At 42.8% G+C, this 18873-nt stretch carries 16 protein-coding genes; 7 read left to right on the top strand and 9 right to left on the bottom strand.

Annotation, left to right across the window (positions count from 1 at the left end; all coding sequences use genetic code 11):
- Positions 1–202 precede the first annotated feature (202 nt).
- Entirely contained in the window at positions 203–2875 is a 2673-nt protein-coding gene (adhE, locus tag EL341_RS10400) for a bifunctional acetaldehyde-CoA/alcohol dehydrogenase (RefSeq protein ID WP_126467751.1), read from the bottom strand.
- 470 nt (positions 2876–3345) lie between these two features.
- Here adhE and EL341_RS10395 point away from each other — a divergent pair, with 470 nt between their 5' ends.
- Positions 3346–3993 (top strand): YchE family NAAT transporter, encoded by a 648-nt coding sequence (locus EL341_RS10395; RefSeq protein WP_047781307.1) that lies wholly within the window; start codon positions 3346–3348, stop codon positions 3991–3993.
- An 82-nt stretch (positions 3994–4075) separates the two neighbouring features.
- On the opposite strand, the gene EL341_RS10390 is transcribed toward EL341_RS10395, so the two are convergent.
- A complete protein-coding gene (locus EL341_RS10390) occupies positions 4076–4411 on the bottom strand; it encodes an HI1450 family dsDNA-mimic protein (protein ID WP_047781306.1) in 336 nt (111 codons plus the stop codon).
- A gap of 38 nt (positions 4412–4449) precedes the next feature.
- On the bottom strand, positions 4450–5910 hold the full coding sequence (cls, locus tag EL341_RS10385; protein ID WP_114986760.1) for a cardiolipin synthase: 1461 nt from the start codon (positions 5908–5910) through the stop codon (positions 4450–4452).
- A gap of 191 nt (positions 5911–6101) precedes the next feature.
- Between cls and EL341_RS10380 the strand changes: the two genes are divergently transcribed.
- Positions 6102–6278 carry a YciY family protein gene (locus EL341_RS10380; protein WP_126467749.1) on the top strand — a complete coding sequence of 59 codons (177 nt, stop codon included), beginning with the start codon at positions 6102–6104 and terminating at the stop codon, positions 6276–6278.
- Between the two features lie 72 nt (positions 6279–6350).
- On the opposite strand, the gene EL341_RS10375 is transcribed toward EL341_RS10380, so the two are convergent.
- Positions 6351–6647: a YciI family protein gene (locus EL341_RS10375; protein WP_126467747.1), complete on the bottom strand. Its 297-nt coding sequence runs from the start codon at positions 6645–6647 to the stop codon at positions 6351–6353.
- Positions 6648–6987: 340 nt separating this feature from the next.
- Here EL341_RS10375 and EL341_RS10370 point away from each other — a divergent pair, with 340 nt between their 5' ends.
- Complete coding sequence (locus EL341_RS10370) at positions 6988–7659, top strand: TonB family protein (RefSeq protein WP_232036553.1); 672 nt, start codon at positions 6988–6990, stop codon at positions 7657–7659.
- Positions 7660–7715: 56 nt separating this feature from the next.
- Here EL341_RS10370 and yciA read toward each other — a convergent pair whose 3' ends face one another.
- Together yciA and EL341_RS10360 are read right to left on the bottom strand one after the other, a co-directional pair.
- Positions 7716–8135, bottom strand: a complete 420-nt coding sequence (gene yciA, locus EL341_RS10365) for an acyl-CoA thioester hydrolase YciA (RefSeq protein WP_047781303.1) — start codon at positions 8133–8135, stop codon at positions 7716–7718.
- A 170-nt stretch (positions 8136–8305) separates the two neighbouring features.
- Entirely contained in the window at positions 8306–8866 is a 561-nt protein-coding gene (locus EL341_RS10360) for a septation protein A (protein ID WP_047781302.1), read from the bottom strand.
- Positions 8867–9260: 394 nt separating this feature from the next.
- Between EL341_RS10360 and EL341_RS10355 the strand changes: the two genes are divergently transcribed.
- The gene (locus EL341_RS10355; RefSeq protein WP_126467743.1) at positions 9261–10973 is read left to right on the top strand and encodes a SulP family inorganic anion transporter; all 1713 of its coding nucleotides are present in this window, start codon (positions 9261–9263) and stop codon (positions 10971–10973) included.
- Positions 10974–11107: 134 nt separating this feature from the next.
- On the opposite strand, the gene EL341_RS10350 is transcribed toward EL341_RS10355, so the two are convergent.
- The gene (locus tag EL341_RS10350) at positions 11108–11872 is read right to left on the bottom strand and encodes a YciC family protein (RefSeq protein WP_164720457.1); all 765 of its coding nucleotides are present in this window, start codon (positions 11870–11872) and stop codon (positions 11108–11110) included.
- Positions 11873–12846: 974 nt separating this feature from the next.
- On the opposite strand from EL341_RS10350, the gene ompW reads away from it, so the two are divergent.
- Positions 12847–13497 (top strand): outer membrane protein OmpW, encoded by a 651-nt coding sequence (ompW, locus tag EL341_RS10345; RefSeq protein ID WP_047781299.1) that lies wholly within the window; start codon positions 12847–12849, stop codon positions 13495–13497.
- Between the two features lie 63 nt (positions 13498–13560).
- Here ompW and ppx read toward each other — a convergent pair whose 3' ends face one another.
- Together ppx and ppk1 are read right to left on the bottom strand one after the other, a co-directional pair.
- Positions 13561–15108 (bottom strand): exopolyphosphatase, encoded by a 1548-nt coding sequence (gene ppx, locus EL341_RS10340; RefSeq protein ID WP_126467739.1) that lies wholly within the window; start codon positions 15106–15108, stop codon positions 13561–13563.
- A 5-nt stretch (positions 15109–15113) separates the two neighbouring features.
- Positions 15114–17204 (bottom strand): polyphosphate kinase 1, encoded by a 2091-nt coding sequence (gene ppk1, locus EL341_RS10335; RefSeq protein WP_126468264.1) that lies wholly within the window; start codon positions 17202–17204, stop codon positions 15114–15116.
- 252 nt (positions 17205–17456) lie between these two features.
- Between ppk1 and EL341_RS10330 the strand changes: the two genes are divergently transcribed.
- A complete protein-coding gene (locus EL341_RS10330; RefSeq protein ID WP_047781296.1) occupies positions 17457–17666 on the top strand; it encodes a hypothetical protein in 210 nt (69 codons plus the stop codon).
- 774 nt (positions 17667–18440) lie between these two features.
- Positions 18441–18839, top strand: a complete 399-nt coding sequence (locus tag EL341_RS10325; RefSeq protein ID WP_074823715.1) for a hypothetical protein — start codon at positions 18441–18443, stop codon at positions 18837–18839.
- Positions 18840–18873 lie beyond the last annotated feature (34 nt).

The raw sequence follows: 18873 nt of genomic DNA, 5'->3' as shown, positions 1-18873 counted from the left end.
ATTTGTAAGCTGACTAGATGTGTTGCCAGTTTGTTCTTATGGAGTCAGCAGAGGGAGGCAGTGGCTGGATAATGCAGTTTCACCATGGTCAGCAAGCATGAAGCGTACTTAACGTACTCACAAACGAGATAATGAACGGGTTAACAGAATAAAAAAAACCGCCTTCGTGAAGTGAAGGCGGTTGTTAACGATATTTATCACACTACTTTTTATTCTTTTTCACTGAGGATTTCGCTTTGGTTTCCACAACGATTTGGGACTGTTGTTGTTCCATGTAGTTGCGGCCATAGTAAGTATCCAGAAGAATTGTTTTCAATTCAGAAATCAGCGGATAACGCGGATTAGCGCCGGTACACTGATCGTCGAACGCATCTTCAGATAATTTATCGACCTTGGCCAAGAAGTCAGCTTCAGACACTCCCGCTTCACGAATTGATGCCGGGATATCTAATTGTTTCTTAATATCATCAAGCCAATCTAATAGTTTCTCGATTTTAGCGCCAGTGCGGTCGCCTACAGCAGAAAGACCAAGGTGATCGGCAATTTCTGCATACTGGCGACGGGATTGCGGGCGATCGTATTGACTGAAGGCTGTCTGCTTTGTTGGATTATCATTGGCGTTATAGCGAATGACGTTACAAATCAACAAGGCGTTGGCTAAACCATGTGGTAAATGAAACTCTGAACCTAGTTTATGCGCCATTGAATGGCAAACGCCAAGGAAAGCGTTTGCGAAAGCAATGCCTGCAATGGTGGCGGCATTATGTACCCGCTCACGCGCTACCGGGTTTTTAGCGCCTTCTTTATAGCTAAGGGGTAGATACTCCTTCAGCAGTTTTAATGCCTGTAGCGCTTGGCCATCGGTATATTCGTTGGCTAATACGGAAACATAGGCTTCCAGAGCGTGGGTGACCGCATCCAGACCACCAAAAGCACATAATGATTTAGGCATATCCATAACCAGATTAGCATCAACTATCGCCATATCTGGTGTTAAGGCGTAATCAGCCAATGGATATTTCATACCGGTTTTATCATCGGTGACGACGGCAAATGGGGTGACTTCTGAGCCGGTACCTGATGTTGTGGTGATCGCAATCATTTTCGCTTTCACACCCATTTTAGGGAATTTATAGATGCGTTTCCGGATATCCATAAATCTTAAGGCTAGCTCTTCAAAATGGGTCTCTGGATGTTCATACATCACCCACATAATTTTCGCCGCATCCATAGGCGAACCGCCGCCTAATGCAATAATGACATCAGGCTTAAAGGAGTGCATTTGTTCCGCTCCCTTGCGCACTATGCTCAGCGTAGGATCGGCTTCGACTTCAAAGAAAACCTCTGTTTCAACACCGTGTTGTTTTAACACATTAGTGATTTGATCGGCATAACCATTATTGAATAAGAAACGGTCGGTAACGATAAATGCGCGCTTAGCACCATCAGTTGCCACTTCTTCTAAAGCAATAGGTAGTGAACCTCGGCGGAAGTAGATTGATTTAGGAAGTTTATGCCATAACATATTTTCAGCTCGCTTAGCGACGGTCTTCTTATTAATAAGATGTTTAGGACCCACGTTTTCAGATATAGAGTTTCCTCCCCATGAACCACAGCCTAAAGTTAATGATGGTGCCAGCTTAAAGTTATAAAGGTCACCAATACCGCCCTGAGATGTCGGGGTATTAATGAGAATACGAGCGGTCTTCATCTTATCGCCGAAATAAGCGATACGTTCACTTTGATTATCTTGATCGGTATACAGGCCAGAGGTATGACCGATACCGCCCATAGCCACCAGTTTTTCAGCTTTATCAACGGCATCGTTAAAGTTTTTAGCCCGATACATGGCTAACATGGGGGAAAGTTTTTCATGAGCAAAAGGTTCTGATTCATCAACGTCAGTGACTTCACCAATCAGTACTTTTGTGGTTGCCGGAACGTTAATACCTGCCATCTCTGCGATTTTAACCGCTGGCTGACCAACGATAGCCGCATTGATCCCACCGTTTTTAAGGATAATGCCTTGAACGGCTTTTAATTCTTTGCCTTGTAGCATATAGCCACCGTGAGAGGCAAAACGCTCACGCACGGCATCATAAATTTTATCTATCACGATAACAGACTGCTCTGATGCGCAGATAACGCCATTATCAAAGGTTTTAGACATCAGAATAGAGGCAACAGCACGCTTAATATCAGCGGTTTCATCAATCACTACTGGAGAATTACCTGCGCCAACGCCAATAGCGGGTTTACCTGAGCTATAAGCCGCCTTAACCATACCTGGGCCGCCGGTGGCAAGAATCAGGTTAATATCAGGGTGATGCATTAACTGATTAGACAGTTCTACGCTGGGTACGTCGATCCAGCCAATAATATCTTTTGGTGCTCCTGCCGCAATGGCTGCCTGTAGCACAATATTTGCGGCTTCATTGGTTGCATTCTTGGCACGAGGATGGGGTGAGAAAATAATACCGTTACGAGTCTTTAGACTAATCAGTGCCTTGAAAATGGCAGTAGACGTTGGGTTGGTGGTTGGAACAATGCCGCAGATAATGCCAGTGGGCTCGGCGATAGTAATGGTTCCAAAAGTCTCATCTTCTTCCAGAATACCGCAGGTTTTTTCGTCTTTGTATTTGTTATAAATGTATTCGGATGCAAAGTGATTTTTAATCACTTTATCTTCGACAATTCCCATACCTGACTCTTCAACGGCCATTTTAGCCAGAGGAATCCGCGCATTTGCCGCAGCCAGCGCAGCTGCTCTGAAGATTTTATCGACTTGTTCCTGAGTGTAATTAGCATACTCGCGTTGCGCTTTTTTCACTCGAGCAACCAGTGCATTAAGTTCAGTAGCGTTACTTACTATCATGGGACTCTCCTAAGATTGATAAATTTTTTTAGTGAGTAGGCCGCGGTGTCAGTATTAAGTATGGTGAACGTTTTAATATATCAACACGATTTACTTACTGAAAAAATTTAACTTAATCTATTGTTATCAGAAGATATTTTATTGATAGCAGCTAAAATATATTATCCCAACCTGCTTATGGATGACTTGTGATACAGCTTACCTATTCATATTGGCTTATATCGTGATCTGTATCACAATAATGCCATGCTGACACCATTCAGCTTTTGGTTTTTGGCTGTTTTTTACTGTTTTTCGAGGATGATGCTAAGTTTTTGAAAAACAGCTTTGCTATATTAGATTTATACTTAAGTACTTTTTCGGTTATTCGGTTCTATAACTGATTTTTGCGCTAGACCTTAAAAGATAACTCAATTACATTAGCGCCGTTTAGGTTGTTTACCCACTGTTCTATTTTATAGGGAGTCCAAATGGGTCATGCCATGCTGGATTTATCGGGATACATTAAGTTCCTTGTTGGTATGTTTGCATTGGTTAATCCGGTAGGTATTCTTCCGGTTTTCATTAGTATGACTAACTATCAGTCGCCAGCAGCCAGAGATAAAACAAATCTAACGGCCAACCTTTCCGTCGCGATTATTTTGTGGTGCTCTCTGTTTCTGGGGGATGCAATATTACATTTATTCGGCATTTCTATTGATTCTTTCCGTATTGCTGGCGGTATTTTGATTGTCACCATTGCGATGTCGATGATTAGTGGAAAACTGGGGGAAGACAAACAGAATAAACAGGAAAAAACGGAAACCGCTATTCGTGATAATGTCGGGGTGGTGCCATTAGCATTGCCGTTAATGGCCGGTCCGGGGGCGATCAGCTCAACGATTGTCTGGAGTACTCGTTATAATACCTGGATGGATTATCTAGGTTTTTTTATTGCTATTGCCTTTTTCTCATTCTGTTGCTGGTTATTGTTTAGAGCGGCACCGCTGTTAGTGCGTATATTAGGTCAGACGGGTATTAACGTTGTTACTCGTATTATGGGCTTATTACTCATGTCGTTAGGCATTGAGTTTATTATCACCGGCATTAAAGTTTCTTTTCCGGGTTTAGTGGCTTAATTTCACGATGACAAATAAAAACCCCGTTGGCTAAAACCAACGGGGTTTTTATTATCTGTTGAACCGGTCATTCAGAGAAACATTACTCTTTCCACAGAATATGACAGAATTTATGATCTTTTTCCCGGCTAATGAGTATCCGGGCAAAAATGTCATCAACTTCATCCTGTTCGTTAGTTAGCCCGATGAGCACTTCAGCAAAGAAGTCTGGATTTAAGTCGAAGTCTACGTGCTCAATCCACTCATCTGAAGGATCGTGAAGTTCTGCAGCACCACGATCTTCAAATTGAAGGTTAAACAGGATGACATCCGCAGGATCAAGGTTGTCTGAGGCCAGTTCCAAAAAGATGTCGTACGCTTGATCCAGCGTTTCGTCTTCATCTAATCGGTTATTTAAATCAAAGTCTGTGATATCCATTTAGTGTACCCATAAAAATAGTAAGTCGAAATTTGTCGCTATAGTAATGGACTGAAGAAATAAAACAAACGTTCTATGATTCGTTGCCACATTGGACGTTTTGACCATTCTTCAGGGTTTAATAATGTTGAACGGGCAATGTAATCTTCTTGTACACAGGCCAGATCTTCACCAAACGCTTTATCATCAACAACAATGGTAACTTCAAAGTTTAACCACAGGCTACGAATATCCAGATTGACGGTACCAACAAGGCTTAACTGCCCATCAACCAACACACTTTTGGTATGTAGCAATCCATCTTCGAACTGATAGATTTTGACACCAGCTTCGAGCAGTTCTGAGAAAAATGAGCGGCTGGCCCAGCCCACCATCAGGGAATCATTTTTTTTCGGTACGATAATATTAACATCGACTCCCCGCAAAGCGGCAGTACAAATGGCATGCAATAAGTCATCACTGGGCACCAGATAAGGTGTGGTCATAATGAGCTGTTTTCTGGAAGAGTAAACGGAGGTCAGTAGCGCCTGATGAATCATTTCTTCTGGGAACCCTGGGCCAGAAGCAATTACCTGAACAGTATGACCCGCTTCTTGCTCAAACGGCAATATCGCGGTATCAGGAGGAGCAGGAAGCTGGCGCTTACCGGTCTCAATTTCCCAGTCGCAGGCATAAATGATGCCTAACATTGTTGCAGCAGGGCCTTCTGCCCGCGCCATTAAGTCAATCCACTGACCAACGCCGGCACCTTGTTTAAAGAAGCGAGGATCGACCATATTCATGCTGCCGGTATAGGCGATATTATTATCGATAATGACGATTTTACGGTGCTGGCGTAGATCCATACGGCGCAAGAAAACCCGTAAAACGTTAACCTTTAGGGCTTCGACCAGTTCAATTCCGGATTCGCGCATCAGTGCTGGATAGGGGGTACGAAAAAAGTGCATGCTGCCTGCTGAGTCGAGCATCAAACGGCATTGAACACCACGACGAGCAGCCGCCATCAGCGCTTCCGCTACGTTATCGACCATCCCACCGCTTTGCCAAATATAGAACACCATTTCGATGCTGTGTTCAGCTAATTCAATATCACGAATCAGCGATTTCATGGTGTCTTCGGTGCTGGTTAGCAGTTGAAGCTGGTTACCTCGTACCGCAGGTACACCGTGCCGGTGAGCACAAAGTTGAAACAGTGGTTCTGAAACTGGGCTGATATGAGTAGCAAAAATATTTTTGCAGTTTTTTAATTCACTCAGCCAAGTTGCGGTAGAAGGCCACATCTCTTTAGCACGCTCTGCGCGACGCTTACCCAGATGTAGTTCACCAAATAATAGATAAGCAATGATACCCACTAATGGAAGAATATAAATGACCAGCAACCAGGCCATGGCGGATGGAACGGAGCGCCGTTTCATCAACACTCTTAACGTTACACCGGCAATTAATAACCAGTAACCTAATACCAGTAACCAGCTCAATACCGTATAAAAAGTGGTCATCGGAGATTCGCTATCCTGTTTTCTTTTAGTGGTAGAAGGTTGAGTGTACGCAGTGTAATGAAAAGGTAAAACATTTCTTCACTTTTAGCGGTAGATTTTTGTTACTCAATTTTTGATTTAATTGGCTAAAAGTCAAAATCAAATGCGCTACAATAATCCACCATTTGTTTGTCAGAAGTATGTTGGTCACTATGCACAGATCCCGTACTGAAGTTGGACGCTGGCGTATGCTACGGCAGGCACAACGTCGCCGTAACCGCTGGTTGGAAGGACAATCCCGCAGGAATAGCCGAATACACCACATTAGGACAGAAAAACAGCTTGGTCGTCAGCAGCGTTCATTGCTTTATGCACAGAGCTATGAGTAGCAGTGTTAACATATTGCGAGCATGCTTATTGGGGTTCTGCAAAATAGTACTGGAACAGAACCCCTGATTGAGTTAGAAAACCCGCTTAAATGGTTTAACCGTCACATTTTGGTATACGCCTGCTTCAATATACGGATCCTTGCTGGCCCATGCTTTTGCTTCTTCCAAATTCGTGAAGTCGGCAATAATCACTGAACCAGAAAAACCCGCGCTGCCAGGATCTTCACTATCAGCAATGGGATTTGGACCGGCAAGGACTAATCTGTCAGCATCTTTTAATAATTGCATACGGGCTAAGTGGGCAGGGCGAGCGGCAAGACGTTGTTCAAGGGTATTAGCGACATCTTCAGCATAAATCAGATATAACACGGTATCATCCTCAATGTTATTGTTAGTTACGTCAGCGGGTAAGTTATGTGATTTCTGAGAAGACATCAATGCTAATTTATGGCCGGCTACGGTTGCCAACAAATGAAAATCAAAATGTTACGTTAGATATGGATACGGCAGTGCATTGAGATTAGCATCAAATTGATATTGAATATCATTACCATTTTCATTTAGAATCATTGCTATCATAAAACCTAAAAGTGGCTCTTTTTTGAAAAAGTTCTTTTTAGCGCGTCGATTTTCCTGGCCGCTCACGTTTTCAATCTGCTTACATGCATCGCTTATCGGTGGACTTGTTTTCGCGTCGATAAAAGATCAGATGATGCTTCCCATTGCTGAAGAATCCGCACCAATGAACGTAATCATGGTCAATCCAGCCATGTTTGCGACTCCAGCGGAGACTGCGGAGCAAAATGTGCCAGCAACGGAAGCGAAAAGTGAACCTGAAGTTGTTGAACCGATACCAGACCCTGTACCTGAGCCAATTCCAGAGCCAAAACCGATTGAAATAGAAAAACCTAAACCTAAGCCTGAACCAAAACCCGTTCCTCAGCCGAAACCGCAGCCAAAGAAAGAACGAAAAAAAGAACCTAAAAAAGAGCCTAAAAAAGAGGCGGTTCAGCAGTCAAACGTAGATAAACCGGCGACAAGTACAGCGGTAAGTCCTAATACTGCTCCGGTAGCCAGTGGCCCAACCTCATCAACTTTGGGGGCGGCACCATCCAGTGGCTCTAAAGTGTTAAAACAGGTAGAACCTTCTTATCCAAAACAGGCTTTCGATCGACGGATTGAAGGGCAGGTTGAAATTATGTTTGATATCAATGACGACGGTCGGGTTGAGAACGTGCGTATTCTTTCTGCTAATCCACCACGAATGTTTGAGAGGGATATTAAAGCGGCCTTGAAGAAATGGCGCTATACGCCGGTGGTGGTGAAAGATAAGAAGATGACTATTGTGTTCAAGATTGATGGTGGGGCTCAGATCCGTTAACTGACTTAATGGATGAGTCCTGATATAGCTGGTTATGTATCAGAACTCATCAATGATTAGTCAAATGACAGGTTTTTCTTGTCTTCAGGCAGAGAGCGGGCTTTACTGAGATCGTTAACTGCAACATAAGTAAATACGGCTTCAGTGACACAATAACGCTGACCAATAGGTTCTGACGATACCTTCTTAACCCAAACTTCCATGTTGACCGTAATTGAACTGCGGCCAGTGCGAAGGCAGTGGGCATAGCAGCAAACCACATCACCCACCGTAACGGGTTTTAGAAAAGTAATGGCATCCACGGCAACGGTAACCACTCGTCCTCGGGCTATCTCTTTGGCCATAATGGCGCCGCCAATATCCATCTGTGACATAATCCATCCACCGAAGATATCACCATTAGCATTAGTATCTGCCGGCATAGCTAAGGTTCGAAGGACTAATTCTCCGCGAGGAGTGCGTTCTTGTGTACTCATAATATATTTCTGATTCGGTTCGTTATTGGTTAAAGATAATGGCTGATTTAGTCAGCCATGATTCGACAATTTTCATTATTTTTACATAACTCATCGCTACTCTCGATGGAGTAGTCGCATAAGTTAAAGCGTTATTCTTGTATTATGATCCAGTATTGCGGTTCTACAACCTAGTCTTGCCTATTCTTTGCCGGATTTTTTTGCTCGTCTGGAATATGACGATAAATATAGATTCCGCTTAATAGTGTAAAGACCAGTGTCATACCGGTTAATCCAAATACTTTAAAGTTCATCCAAATATCCAGCGATAGCCAGAAAGCAATATAGATATTGAGTAAACCGCAGCCTAGAAAGAATACTGCCCAGGCAATGTTTAATTTTGACCAGACATGTTCAGGCAGAGTGATTTCTTTCCCCAACATACTTTTTATCAAGATCTTTTTCAGAACCAATTGACTGAAGAGTAGGGCCAGAGAGAATAGGGTGTAGATCGCGGTAACTTTCCACTTGATAAACTCATCGGAGTGGAAAACGATGGTTAGCGTGCCAAAAACAACCACCATGGCAAACGTCACGAGCATCATTTTTTCTACTTTACGATATTTTATCAGGCTATAAACCACAGCCAAGGCAGTAGCAACAATCAGGGCGCCTGACGCAACAAAAATGTCGTAAAGCTTATAAAAGGTAAAAAATACAATCAGGGGTAAAAAGTCTAAAAACTGCTTCATAAATCTTTCCATTGGTCAGTAAGCCGCTGACTATACCGGATTTGGCATCAGGTTTACACTATCGCCGAATTATCGAACGACTCATTTATTGCCAAGTATGCCGGTAAAGCATCATTACGGTGTGATTCATCACATGGTAACGATGAATAGGAATTATACCTAGCCCAACAACGCTAATTTTAGCGGTTGATATATTCTTATAGCAATCGGAAAGCATATTTTGTGTTTTTTACTTAAGAGCTGCTGAAGCAAAACCATAAATTAGCGTCATCCCGTTATAAAATAAGCATAATAAGTCACGCAACACTTTGTTAAACCGCGATAACCATGCATTATGTAGTATGTTTGGGATGAGGGTTGCCGAATAGCTGAATGGCCGGTCACTGAGGATAATATGTTTTCAAAAGCACTTTTAAAATGGATGCCAGGATTACAGAACCTATTGGCCTACGATAAAAGTTGGCTGAAAGCAGACGTTCGGGCTGGACTATCTGTCGCAGCGGTTGCGCTACCTGTCGCTATTGCTTACGCTGAATTGGCCAACGTGGGGGCGATTGTGGGTCTTTATTCCTGCGTTCTGCCGATGATTGCGTATGCACTATTTGGATCTTCTCGTCAATTGATTGTTGGACCGGATGCGACCACCTGCGCCGTTATTGCTGCGGTAGTGACACCTTTAGCGGCGGGGAACAGTGAAATACAGTGGCAACTCACCATTATTATGACCCTGATTATGGGAGGGTGGTGCATACTCGCCAGCAAATTCAGATTAGGTGCTTTAGCTGATTTACTCTCACAGCCAATATTAACCGGTTTGCTAAATGGGGTAGCCGTTACCATTATGGTGGGGCAAGTGGCTAAGATTTTGGGGATTCAAATCAATGCCAATCAGTTGATCGAAAAAATGATGGCTATTCCGCTACAAATTATGGATAGCCATCTGCCCACGTTGGGTATGTCTGCATTAACCTTACTGCTATTAATCATTATAAAAAAATTCCGCAGTCAGTGGCCTGCACCATTGATTGCCATTATTGTCGCCACAGCTTTGGCTTGGGGTTTCTCTCTTCAACAATATGGGGTGGAAACGATTGGTTCTTCGGGTTTTGATTCTGGCTTACCGGTGGTTCACTGGGGCAGTTTTCAGCCGGGTTTGATTCGTGAGTTGGTAATACCCGCGCTAAACCTGGCATTGATTAGTTTTGTTAGTCTGATGCTGACAGCTCGAAGTTTTGCCGCTAAAAATGGCTATGATATTGAGGCTGATGCGGAGTTTAGAGCCTTAGGAATCGCCAATATTATGTCGGGATTGTCGCAAGGATTTGCTATCAGCGGAGCGGATTCCCGAACCGCCGTCAATGACGCCAACGGTGGGAAAAGCCAACTGGTCTCAATTATTGCTGCGTTAGTGATTGGGCTAGTGGTGATCTTTTTCACTCAGCCACTGCAATATATTCCGGTTTCCGCTCTTGGCGTAGTTTTGGTTTATGCCGCATGGTCATTGATGGATCTCAAGGGCATTTGGAACCTGCGGCGACGTAACCGCCAAGCGTTTAGTCTGGCTATTTTTACGTTTGTTTGCGTGTTGCTTATTGGTGTGATCCAAGGGATTGGTTTAGCCGTGCTATTGGGGCTCTTACAGTTCTTACGCACGGTATTCCGGCCGACAGAACAGCTCTTAGGTGTTAATGAGGACGGGATGATCCATTCGTTAGGAAATACCAATACGATTAAAGCCGTTCCGGGCGTCATGATGTATCGTTTTAATTCACCGCTAACTTATTTTAATGTGGCTTATTTTAAACGCCGGATCTTGAATTTAGTCGACAGTACGCCATTTCAGCCGCGTTGGGTGGTGATTGATGCCGTAGCCAGCTTTACCTATGCGGATATTAGTGTGTTGGCTTCTATTGATGAATTGAAGCGCGATCTTAAGATTCGTCAGGTTAAATTAGTGTTGGCGGGGCGTCGCACGGAACTGACCCGATGGTTTAAAGATAACCGGCCAGCAATGAAAGAAGAAGATATATTGCTGGTACCGGATCTCTATCTGGCATTGAAACTCATTCAAAGTAAAGAAAGTGCTCATAATCCAGAAGAACAGTAGTGAGTCTAGCGCTGTGGGTGTAGTAAAAGCCGGTTTACACCCAATGTCAGCTAATTAAGCATTTTCACTCTGTACATTATGACCGATTAACCAAGATCCCGGTGGAAACCAGGATCTTGGTTTTAGTTGACTGATTAACCTTTGACCTGCATATACAGACGAAATAGATAAACAAACATAAATGCGGTAACCAAATAGCTGATGGCATCTACGAGTAGTGAGATAGCGACGGGTGATGAGGCCGCTACATTAACCGACAGTATAAATAGAATAAATTTAACTGATAAAGTAAATAGCACTATCGGCAGGATAATCTTAACGTTGCTGAATGCCATGCTCCAACTGGTGGATATCGCATGAATCAGACCCTGTTTGGACTCCAGTAGGATAATGGGTGCCATAACCAACACAAAGATAAAAAATATTCCAGGTAACAGATAAAGAGAAAAACCAAAGAAAATCAGCGGCAGTGAAATCACCAGTAATAGCAACAACATGGGGAGAGAAGCTGCAGATGAACCGATTGACCGTAGAGCGCTGGTTTTGTGGCCTTGTGAAACCTGCATAATCAGCGTGACTACACCACCAATTAGCAACAAGTTACTCAATAAAAAACTCAGCCCCATTGCGCCAAATAACGGCATTGCCGCTTCAACAATGCTTAACTGCTGCTCACGAGACATGCCATTTATCACACTCTGAAGTTCTGAGCGACTGACTTGAGAGGTGCCAATGGCATCAGTAATGATTTTATGTAGCTCAGTGGTATTGGGTACCAAGGCCTGAAATAGCATATAAGAAATAAATGACGCCAGTAATGCCAGCATAATAAAACTGGATAGTTGGTTACGTATAAAGTTTACGCTGTCACGGAAGAGGGAATTGGCCGTGATGGGCATAATGTCTCCTGTTGATGGTGGTATTTGGTTCGCTGGGAAGGATTGTAACCTGTTAGCCATAACTCTTGCATCTTATTGTCACTGCGGGGTCTGTTTATTGTGTCATCAAGGGATAATAAATATAGCGAGGTTTATACTGCCGATATAACAGGGAATAAATATGATGGCTAGGAGCTTAATGCCCACGCTTGGCCTAAGGTCGAGCTCCCCAGCTTTCGCTGGGATGACGGCATCGATTTATCGTCATTCTGGTGAAAACCGGAATCCAGGTTTTAACTTAATATCCACGCTTGGCCTAAGGACGAGGTCCCAGCTTTTGCTGGGATGATGGCATAGATTTATTGTCATTCCGGTGAAAACCGGAATCCAGGTTTTAACTTAATGTCCACGTTTGGCCTAAGGGCGAGGTCCCAGCTTTTGCTGGGATGACGGCATAGATTTATCGTCATTCCGGTGAAAACCGAAATCCAGGTTTTAGCTTAATGTCCACGCTTGGCCTAAGGGTGAGGTCCCAGCTTTTGCTGGGATGACGGCATAGATTTATCGTCATTCCGGTGAAAACCGGAATCCAGGTTTTAGCTTAATGTTCACGCTTGGCCTAAGGTCGAGGTCCCAGTTTTCGCTGGGGAGCCTTCAATGCAGAGGGCGTTCGCCCTAACGCCCTTTGCTCGGCTACGTATACCAACGTTAAATTATTCTCTGCACTGATAGTGGGCGAAACTTTCGTTGTTATTAATTTTAACTGACAAGCGTTACTGTTAGCACTTAGATTATTTTAATCATGATACTTATTCACATGAGTTGTTTTTTGAAAGATTGATCCAAATCAAATATATGAATATAAAGGAAAACAATTAACTTGTTTAGTTCACTATTTTGTCAATTTTTGTCAGGAACTGTGATCTGGGTTGGATCAATTTTACTTCTAAATAGGTATATTCACACGCATATTAACCCTTCAAGGAATATGGATAATGAAAAAACTCCCTTTGGTTTGTTTAATTGCTGCCACGCTTGCACCTTCACTGACTTTTGCTCATCAAGCTGGTGATTTTCTTTTCCGTGCCGGGTCAGTCACAGTAAGACCAAATGAAGGTTCGGACAACGTAATGGGTTTAGGTTCATTTAACGTTAATAATGACACCCAGCTAGGTTTAACCTTTGGTTATATGGTGACAGATAACATTGGTATTGAACTGTTAGGCGCAACTCCGTTTAAACACGATGTGGGTTTAAAAGCGACGGGTACCATTGCGACAGTTAAACATTTACCACCATCTCTGATGGCACAGTATTATTTCGGTACTAAAGAGAGCCAATGGCGTCCATATCTGGGAGCCGGTATTAACTATACAACCTTCTTTAGTGAAGAATTTAATAACACCGGTAAAGGCGCTGGTTTAAGCAACCTGAGCGTTGATGATTCTTGGGGCGTTGCACTGCAGGCCGGTGTTGACTACAACATTGATAAGAACTGGATGGTGAATACTTCAGTATGGTGGATGAACATCGATACTGACGTTAACTTTACCTCTACCGATGCCGCAGGTAATCGTACTAATCACAGCATCAGCACTCGCCTTGATCCGTGGGCATTTATGTTCGGTGTAGGTTATAAGTTCTAATCATCGCCACGATGTTATAAGAAATAAAAAACGCCAACATATTTGTTGGCGTTTTTTATTGGGTTAATCAGCTCTCACTTTTTCGTCATCGCTTTTCAATTTTAACTTCCAGCCGGCGACATCTTGCCAATATTCCTGTTCCCGTTCTAAGTCAGCAGCAACCAGACTGTTTTTATCCATATAGCCTTGAGGGAAAATCAGCGTGATATGGTAATCATCGCTAATAAGGCATAAGTATTCCGGCGCTGTCGTGGCCTGTCGTTGATTACTCAATAAAATGGCTAAACGAAGCAATTGGATAAGGGGAATAACCTGACGTTTTTTAACCAGATTAAAACTGGGAAGTTCATCCAGCTTAATACCTTTACGGTGAAAACGTACCAACGTTGCCAACAGCAGCTGATGCTCCTGATTAAACCCAGGTAGATTGGTATTCTGGAGAATATAGGCGGAGTGGCGTTGCATATTACTATGGTTAATGCTTAAACCCACTTCATGTAGCATAGCCGCCCAACCAAGCAGCGCTTCCAATTGTGGATTAGCCAGAGAACTATTCTGGGCTAGCCATTGGGCATAGAGCTGTTGTGTAGTGTCTAAAACGCGGCTGGCTTGTTCTCTGTCGATATTATAGTGTTCCGCCAGACTAATGGCTGTCCGACTTCTGATATCCTGATGGCGGAAACGGCTTTCCATTTCATACAGAACGCCTTCACGCAGTGCTCCATCTGACAATCTAAGCTCTTTAATATCCAGCGCATTAAAAACACCGCATAAAATTGCCAGCCCAGGCACAAATACGCTCTGGCGATCGGGTGATAATCCATCCAGATCGATTGATCTAAACGATTTAAATTTCAGTGTTAAGTTGACCACTTGAGCCAGTCTTTCCGGCGTGATGATGCCATCCCGTTCAGCCAGCTCTTCAACGATAACGTTATGAACCGCTTTAATGGTACCTGAAGCGCCTAAAGCGTATTGCCAGCCTTGAAGACGGTATTGCCAGGCCAGATTCTCTAATTTTTGTTCTGTGGCCAGCTGAGCCTTATGAAAATTTTGTTTGCTAATCTCTTCATTAGGGAAAAATTGTTTAGAAAAACTCACGCAGCCCATGCGGCGACTTTCTGCCAGAATAGGGGAGAAGTCTTCACCAATAACTAATTCGGTAGAACCACCGCCAATATCGATGACTAGCTTTTTGCCTTTCTCTGGTTGTGTATGGGCCACCCCCATGTAGATCAGACGAGCTTCTTCCTGACCAGAAATAATCTCAATAGGATAGGGCAGGATCTCGGTGGCCCGCTGAAGAAACTCCTGACCATTGACGGCTAGCCGAAGCGTATGGGTACCAACAACTCGTACACTATCCGGTGAGAACCCCTGTAATCGCTCAGCAAACAGACTGAGGCAGCTTAATCCACGGGCCATGGCCTCTTCACTCAGGTAATTGTCTTTATCCAGTCCATCGGCTAAATAGACCCGTTGTTTGACCCTGCCTAAAACTTGCAGTGCACCGTTAACTACCCGGGCGATAATCATATGAAAACTGTTGGAACCCAAATCAATCGCTGCGATCTCTTGTGGTTTTGTTGTTATTGAGTCGTTCAAAGGCATTATTATTACTCTGCTGAATCTGGTAATTCTGAAGCGGGTGATTGCTCAAGGTTTTTTAGGTAATCATAAATCGCAATTTGTGAGCGTACTTTTCTGCGGTTACCTCTGGGAACGTATTGGTTACTCAGATCTTTATCAATAATTCGAGCTTTTACCGTATCGGCAAGCTGTAGGTCAATAATATCCAGAACTCGTTGCTTTAATACCGGATCGAGAATAGCGACACCCACTTCAATACGGTAATCAATGTTACGGGTCATCCAATCTGCAGAGGAAATAAATACTTGGTTATCCCCTTGATTGTCAAAAATATAGACGCGAGCATGTTCCAGAAAACGGTCAACGATGCTGGTAACCTGAATGTTTTCGCTTACGCCAGGAATATTCGGTACCAGCGCACACATGCCGCGTACAATCAAACGAATTTTTACGCCAGCGCCGGAAGCCGCATACAGTCGGTCAATCAGCTCTTTATCAACCAGACTGTTAACTTTTAATGTAATTCCTGCACTCAGGCCGGCTTGGGCAAAGGAAATTTCTCGATCGATTAATTTATTAAGCATTAAGCGTGAGTTTTGTGGTGAAACTAACAGATGCTCAAAGCTGACCGGGCGGTAGGGGTTTTCAATAAAGTTAAAGACACGGCGGACTTCATTAGTAATGCGCGAATCCGCGGTTAACAAAGAGAAGTCGGTATATAAGCGGGCGGTTTTTTCGTTGAAGTTTCCAGTACCGATATGGGCATAGCGTACAATCTGCCCATCTTCAATGCGCGAAATTAAAAAGAGCTTGGCGTGAATTTTCAGACCAGGGGCAGAGAAAATGACGTGTACACCGGCTTCGGTTAACCGCTTGGCCCAGTGAATATTCGCCTCTTCGTCAAAGCGCGCCTGTAGTTCAACGACCACCGTAACCTTTTTACCGTTATGCGCGGCATTGATCATCGATTCCACAATGCGTGAATCTTTTGCGACACGATAAATATTAATTTTTATGGCTAGTACGCTAGGGTCGAATGAGGCCTGACGCACTAATTCCAATACATGCTCAAAGGTATGGTAAGGATAATACAGTAAGACATCTCGTTCTTTAATGGCATCAAACCCATTGCGAAAATGACTAAACCAAATGTGTCTTAAACGTGGTAGCGGTTTGTTGACCAAATTAGCTTTGCCAACGTTAGGAAAACTGATGAAGTCTTTAAAGTTATGATAGCGACCGCCTGGAATAACCGAGTCATAGGAGGAGATACCCAGTTTCCTACGTAATATTTCTACCATATCATTCGGCATATCGCGCTGATAAACGAAACGCACTGGCTCAGCCGTTAGACGTTGCTTCAGGCTGGAAGACATCAGCTCCAGCCAACTAGACTCCATTTCATTCACCAAATCATATTCGGCATCCCGAGTCATTTTCATCGAGTAGGCATTTAATGAATCATAATCAAAGAAGCCTTTAAAGATATCGTCCAGACAAAAGCGGATAATGTTGTCTAACAAAATCATCGGCTTGCGGCGGCGCGGTGGCTCTGGTGGTAATGTAATGAAACGAGAGACTTTGTTGGAGGGAATTTCCAACAGCGCATACTCTTTTTTCTCAGCGTTAACGATAATTTCAACCGCTAAATAGGTGTAATCATCTTTCAGGAATTCAAGCAGGCTAATATCGTTATTCAACAGGATTGGCGTAATATGCTGTCTGAGATGGTTTTTAAAATAGTGACGTAGCCATAGTTGCTGGTTTTCGGATAGTTGACGTTCATTAATCAGAAAAACCTGATTACGTGCCATTTCCAACAGCAGTTCGTTATACAGATTGTCAAACTCCAGATCGGTTTTGAGTACTTTAGCCTGAATTTTCTTCAGGACATGTCTGGAACTGGAGGCGGAGCCTTGCTCTTCTTTAATCAGGATGCGGCGTTTCACATCGGCAAAACGTACCTTATAGAATTCATCCAAATTGCTGGAATAGATACCTAAAAAACGGATGCGTTCAATTAGAGGGTTACTTTTATCGGCAGCTTCCTGCAATACCCGTTCATTAAACGATAACCAGCTAAGCTCTTTTTCAATGTAGAGTTTTTCCTGATTCATCATGGCCCCATAGCAACTGAATAATTTTACCATTATGGCGATTAGTTGGGGGTTAAGTCTACAGATACCTGACAGGATTTGATGGAGATTAAGGTATTTAGACGGTGAGGGTAAACGACGGTAAATAAAGATAAGAGTAGGGTTCGATAATTTTACCCACACATCTGTAAGATAAAATTTAAGTTATTTAGTTATCGTGACGTCTTTAACTTTATTCGATGGATATGAATAGATGAATTAAAGAAGGAATATATGCGTAGTCACAAAAACACCGTTCAAACTGAAGGCGATGACTTTTCTTTGTCATACCACTGCCCTTACTGTCAGCAAGTTCTCTTATCCAGAGCACCTTATAAAAATGAAGTCTGGGAAAGCTCTATTTGCTGCCATCATTGTGAAATGATTATCTATTCTATTTTCTACCATAACCGCGTTGACGCTTTTCGCCTGACGGCAAATTAGTTATTCAGGAACATTTCAGCGATGAAGAAAATTTTAGCCTTTTCAGATATCAGGGCCTTTTCATTTCAAGGCTCATTCACTGAGAGGACTTGATAATAATATAGTTTTAATAAAATAAGCATGTTGGCATGAATACAATAGGATAGAGGATGCTTGATTACTTTAGTACAGTTAAAGAGGCTTTCAATTGGAGATGTAAGCTTGGGTTAAAGCCATTGCTGATTTTCATGTTTAAGAGTGTACTTGCTTATATATTTCTGGCCGGATTTTATATAGTTGGGTTTCAGATCTTAGTGCGAACACCTCTAATGCATTACATGAGTGTGGAAAACATTCTCAATATCACCAAATATACAACTTTAGTCATTATAATCGTAGTTTCTGTGCCTGTGGGGTTACATATTCTAAAATTTTTAATTGGTTGCATTACAAGTAACCATAAATGACAGATGTTAAAAATCCGGTCGAACCGGGGCTAGGCGGAATATCACGAATAGAGAGTAAGTGAGTATTACGGCGGCTTCCAACCCCGCTTATGAGCGTTCGATTCCTTCATTCCTTACCAATTCATAATATTTTTCTATAAAGCATCAATAACACAGAAGTTCGATGCTTACGGGATGATAACTGAGAAGATAAAACAGATCGGCGCATGTGTTTTAGCCGCATAAATCAAACCTCCTTCGGGAGGTTTTTTATTTCTAGTAACAACGACAGGTGATTGATTGGCTTCAGGTTGATATGATGAAAAAAATATATCAACAGGATAATTTAATGAAAAAGCTATTTTTATTAATTGCAGTCATGATGGGAATAGCATGTACTGCTAGACCATACACGGCCGCTCATGAAACTTATGATTCTAGATATCTTGTTGAGAACAAAAGCAAGACACACGTAAGGATACATCGAGTAAATCAAATATCAGGATCCGGTCTTCCTGATGATTGTCCTTTGGTTCTTAAAGTTGATGGTATTGATGTAGTCGGATTGCAGCAGAATCAGTTTGTAGATTTGTATTTACCAAACGGTGAGCACTCTTTATCTGTAAAATTTAAGTGTGCTCTAACAGAATGGAAGAAGTCTGTCACCCTTGTGGCTGACGGGGCTACTCAGGAATATGAAACTGAAATTGGAGTTGCTGGACAATATCGAATGTGGCGAACAAAGTAATTCAATTAATTTAAGCCATGACACCTCCTTCGGG

The sequence above is a fragment of the Pragia fontium genome, assembly GCF_900638655.1.
GTDB lineage: Bacteria > Pseudomonadota > Gammaproteobacteria > Enterobacterales > Enterobacteriaceae > Pragia > Pragia fontium.
This window is presented reverse-complemented; position numbering and strand designations above follow the sequence as displayed.

Excerpts from the sequence above, each read along its gene's own strand:
- EL341_RS10355 (WP_126467743.1), top strand. The coding sequence starts at position 9,261 with ATGTTTTCAAAAGCACTTTTAAAATGGATGCCAGGATTACAGAACCTA.
- ppk1 (WP_126468264.1), bottom strand. The coding sequence starts at position 17,204 with ATGAATCAGGAAAAACTCTACATTGAAAAAGAGCTTAGCTGGTTATCG.
- yciA (WP_047781303.1), bottom strand. The coding sequence starts at position 8,135 with ATGAGTACACAAGAACGCACTCCTCGCGGAGAATTAGTCCTTCGAACC.
- EL341_RS10395 (WP_047781307.1), top strand. The coding sequence starts at position 3,346 with ATGGGTCATGCCATGCTGGATTTATCGGGATACATTAAGTTCCTTGTT.
- ompW (WP_047781299.1), top strand. The coding sequence starts at position 12,847 with ATGAAAAAACTCCCTTTGGTTTGTTTAATTGCTGCCACGCTTGCACCT.
- cls (WP_114986760.1), bottom strand. The coding sequence starts at position 5,910 with ATGACCACTTTTTATACGGTATTGAGCTGGTTACTGGTATTAGGTTAC.
- adhE (WP_126467751.1), bottom strand. The coding sequence starts at position 2,875 with ATGATAGTAAGTAACGCTACTGAACTTAATGCACTGGTTGCTCGAGTG.
- EL341_RS10350 (WP_164720457.1), bottom strand. The coding sequence starts at position 11,872 with ATGCCCATCACGGCCAATTCCCTCTTCCGTGACAGCGTAAACTTTATA.
- ppx (WP_126467739.1), bottom strand. The coding sequence starts at position 15,108 with ATGCCTTTGAACGACTCAATAACAACAAAACCACAAGAGATCGCAGCG.
- EL341_RS10330 (WP_047781296.1), top strand. The coding sequence starts at position 17,457 with ATGCGTAGTCACAAAAACACCGTTCAAACTGAAGGCGATGACTTTTCT.
- EL341_RS10390 (WP_047781306.1), bottom strand. The coding sequence starts at position 4,411 with ATGGATATCACAGACTTTGATTTAAATAACCGATTAGATGAAGACGAA.
- EL341_RS10325 (WP_074823715.1), top strand. The coding sequence starts at position 18,441 with ATGAAAAAGCTATTTTTATTAATTGCAGTCATGATGGGAATAGCATGT.
- EL341_RS10380 (WP_126467749.1), top strand. The coding sequence starts at position 6,102 with ATGCACAGATCCCGTACTGAAGTTGGACGCTGGCGTATGCTACGGCAG.
- EL341_RS10370 (WP_232036553.1), top strand. The coding sequence starts at position 6,988 with ATGATGCTTCCCATTGCTGAAGAATCCGCACCAATGAACGTAATCATG.
- EL341_RS10360 (WP_047781302.1), bottom strand. The coding sequence starts at position 8,866 with ATGAAGCAGTTTTTAGACTTTTTACCCCTGATTGTATTTTTTACCTTT.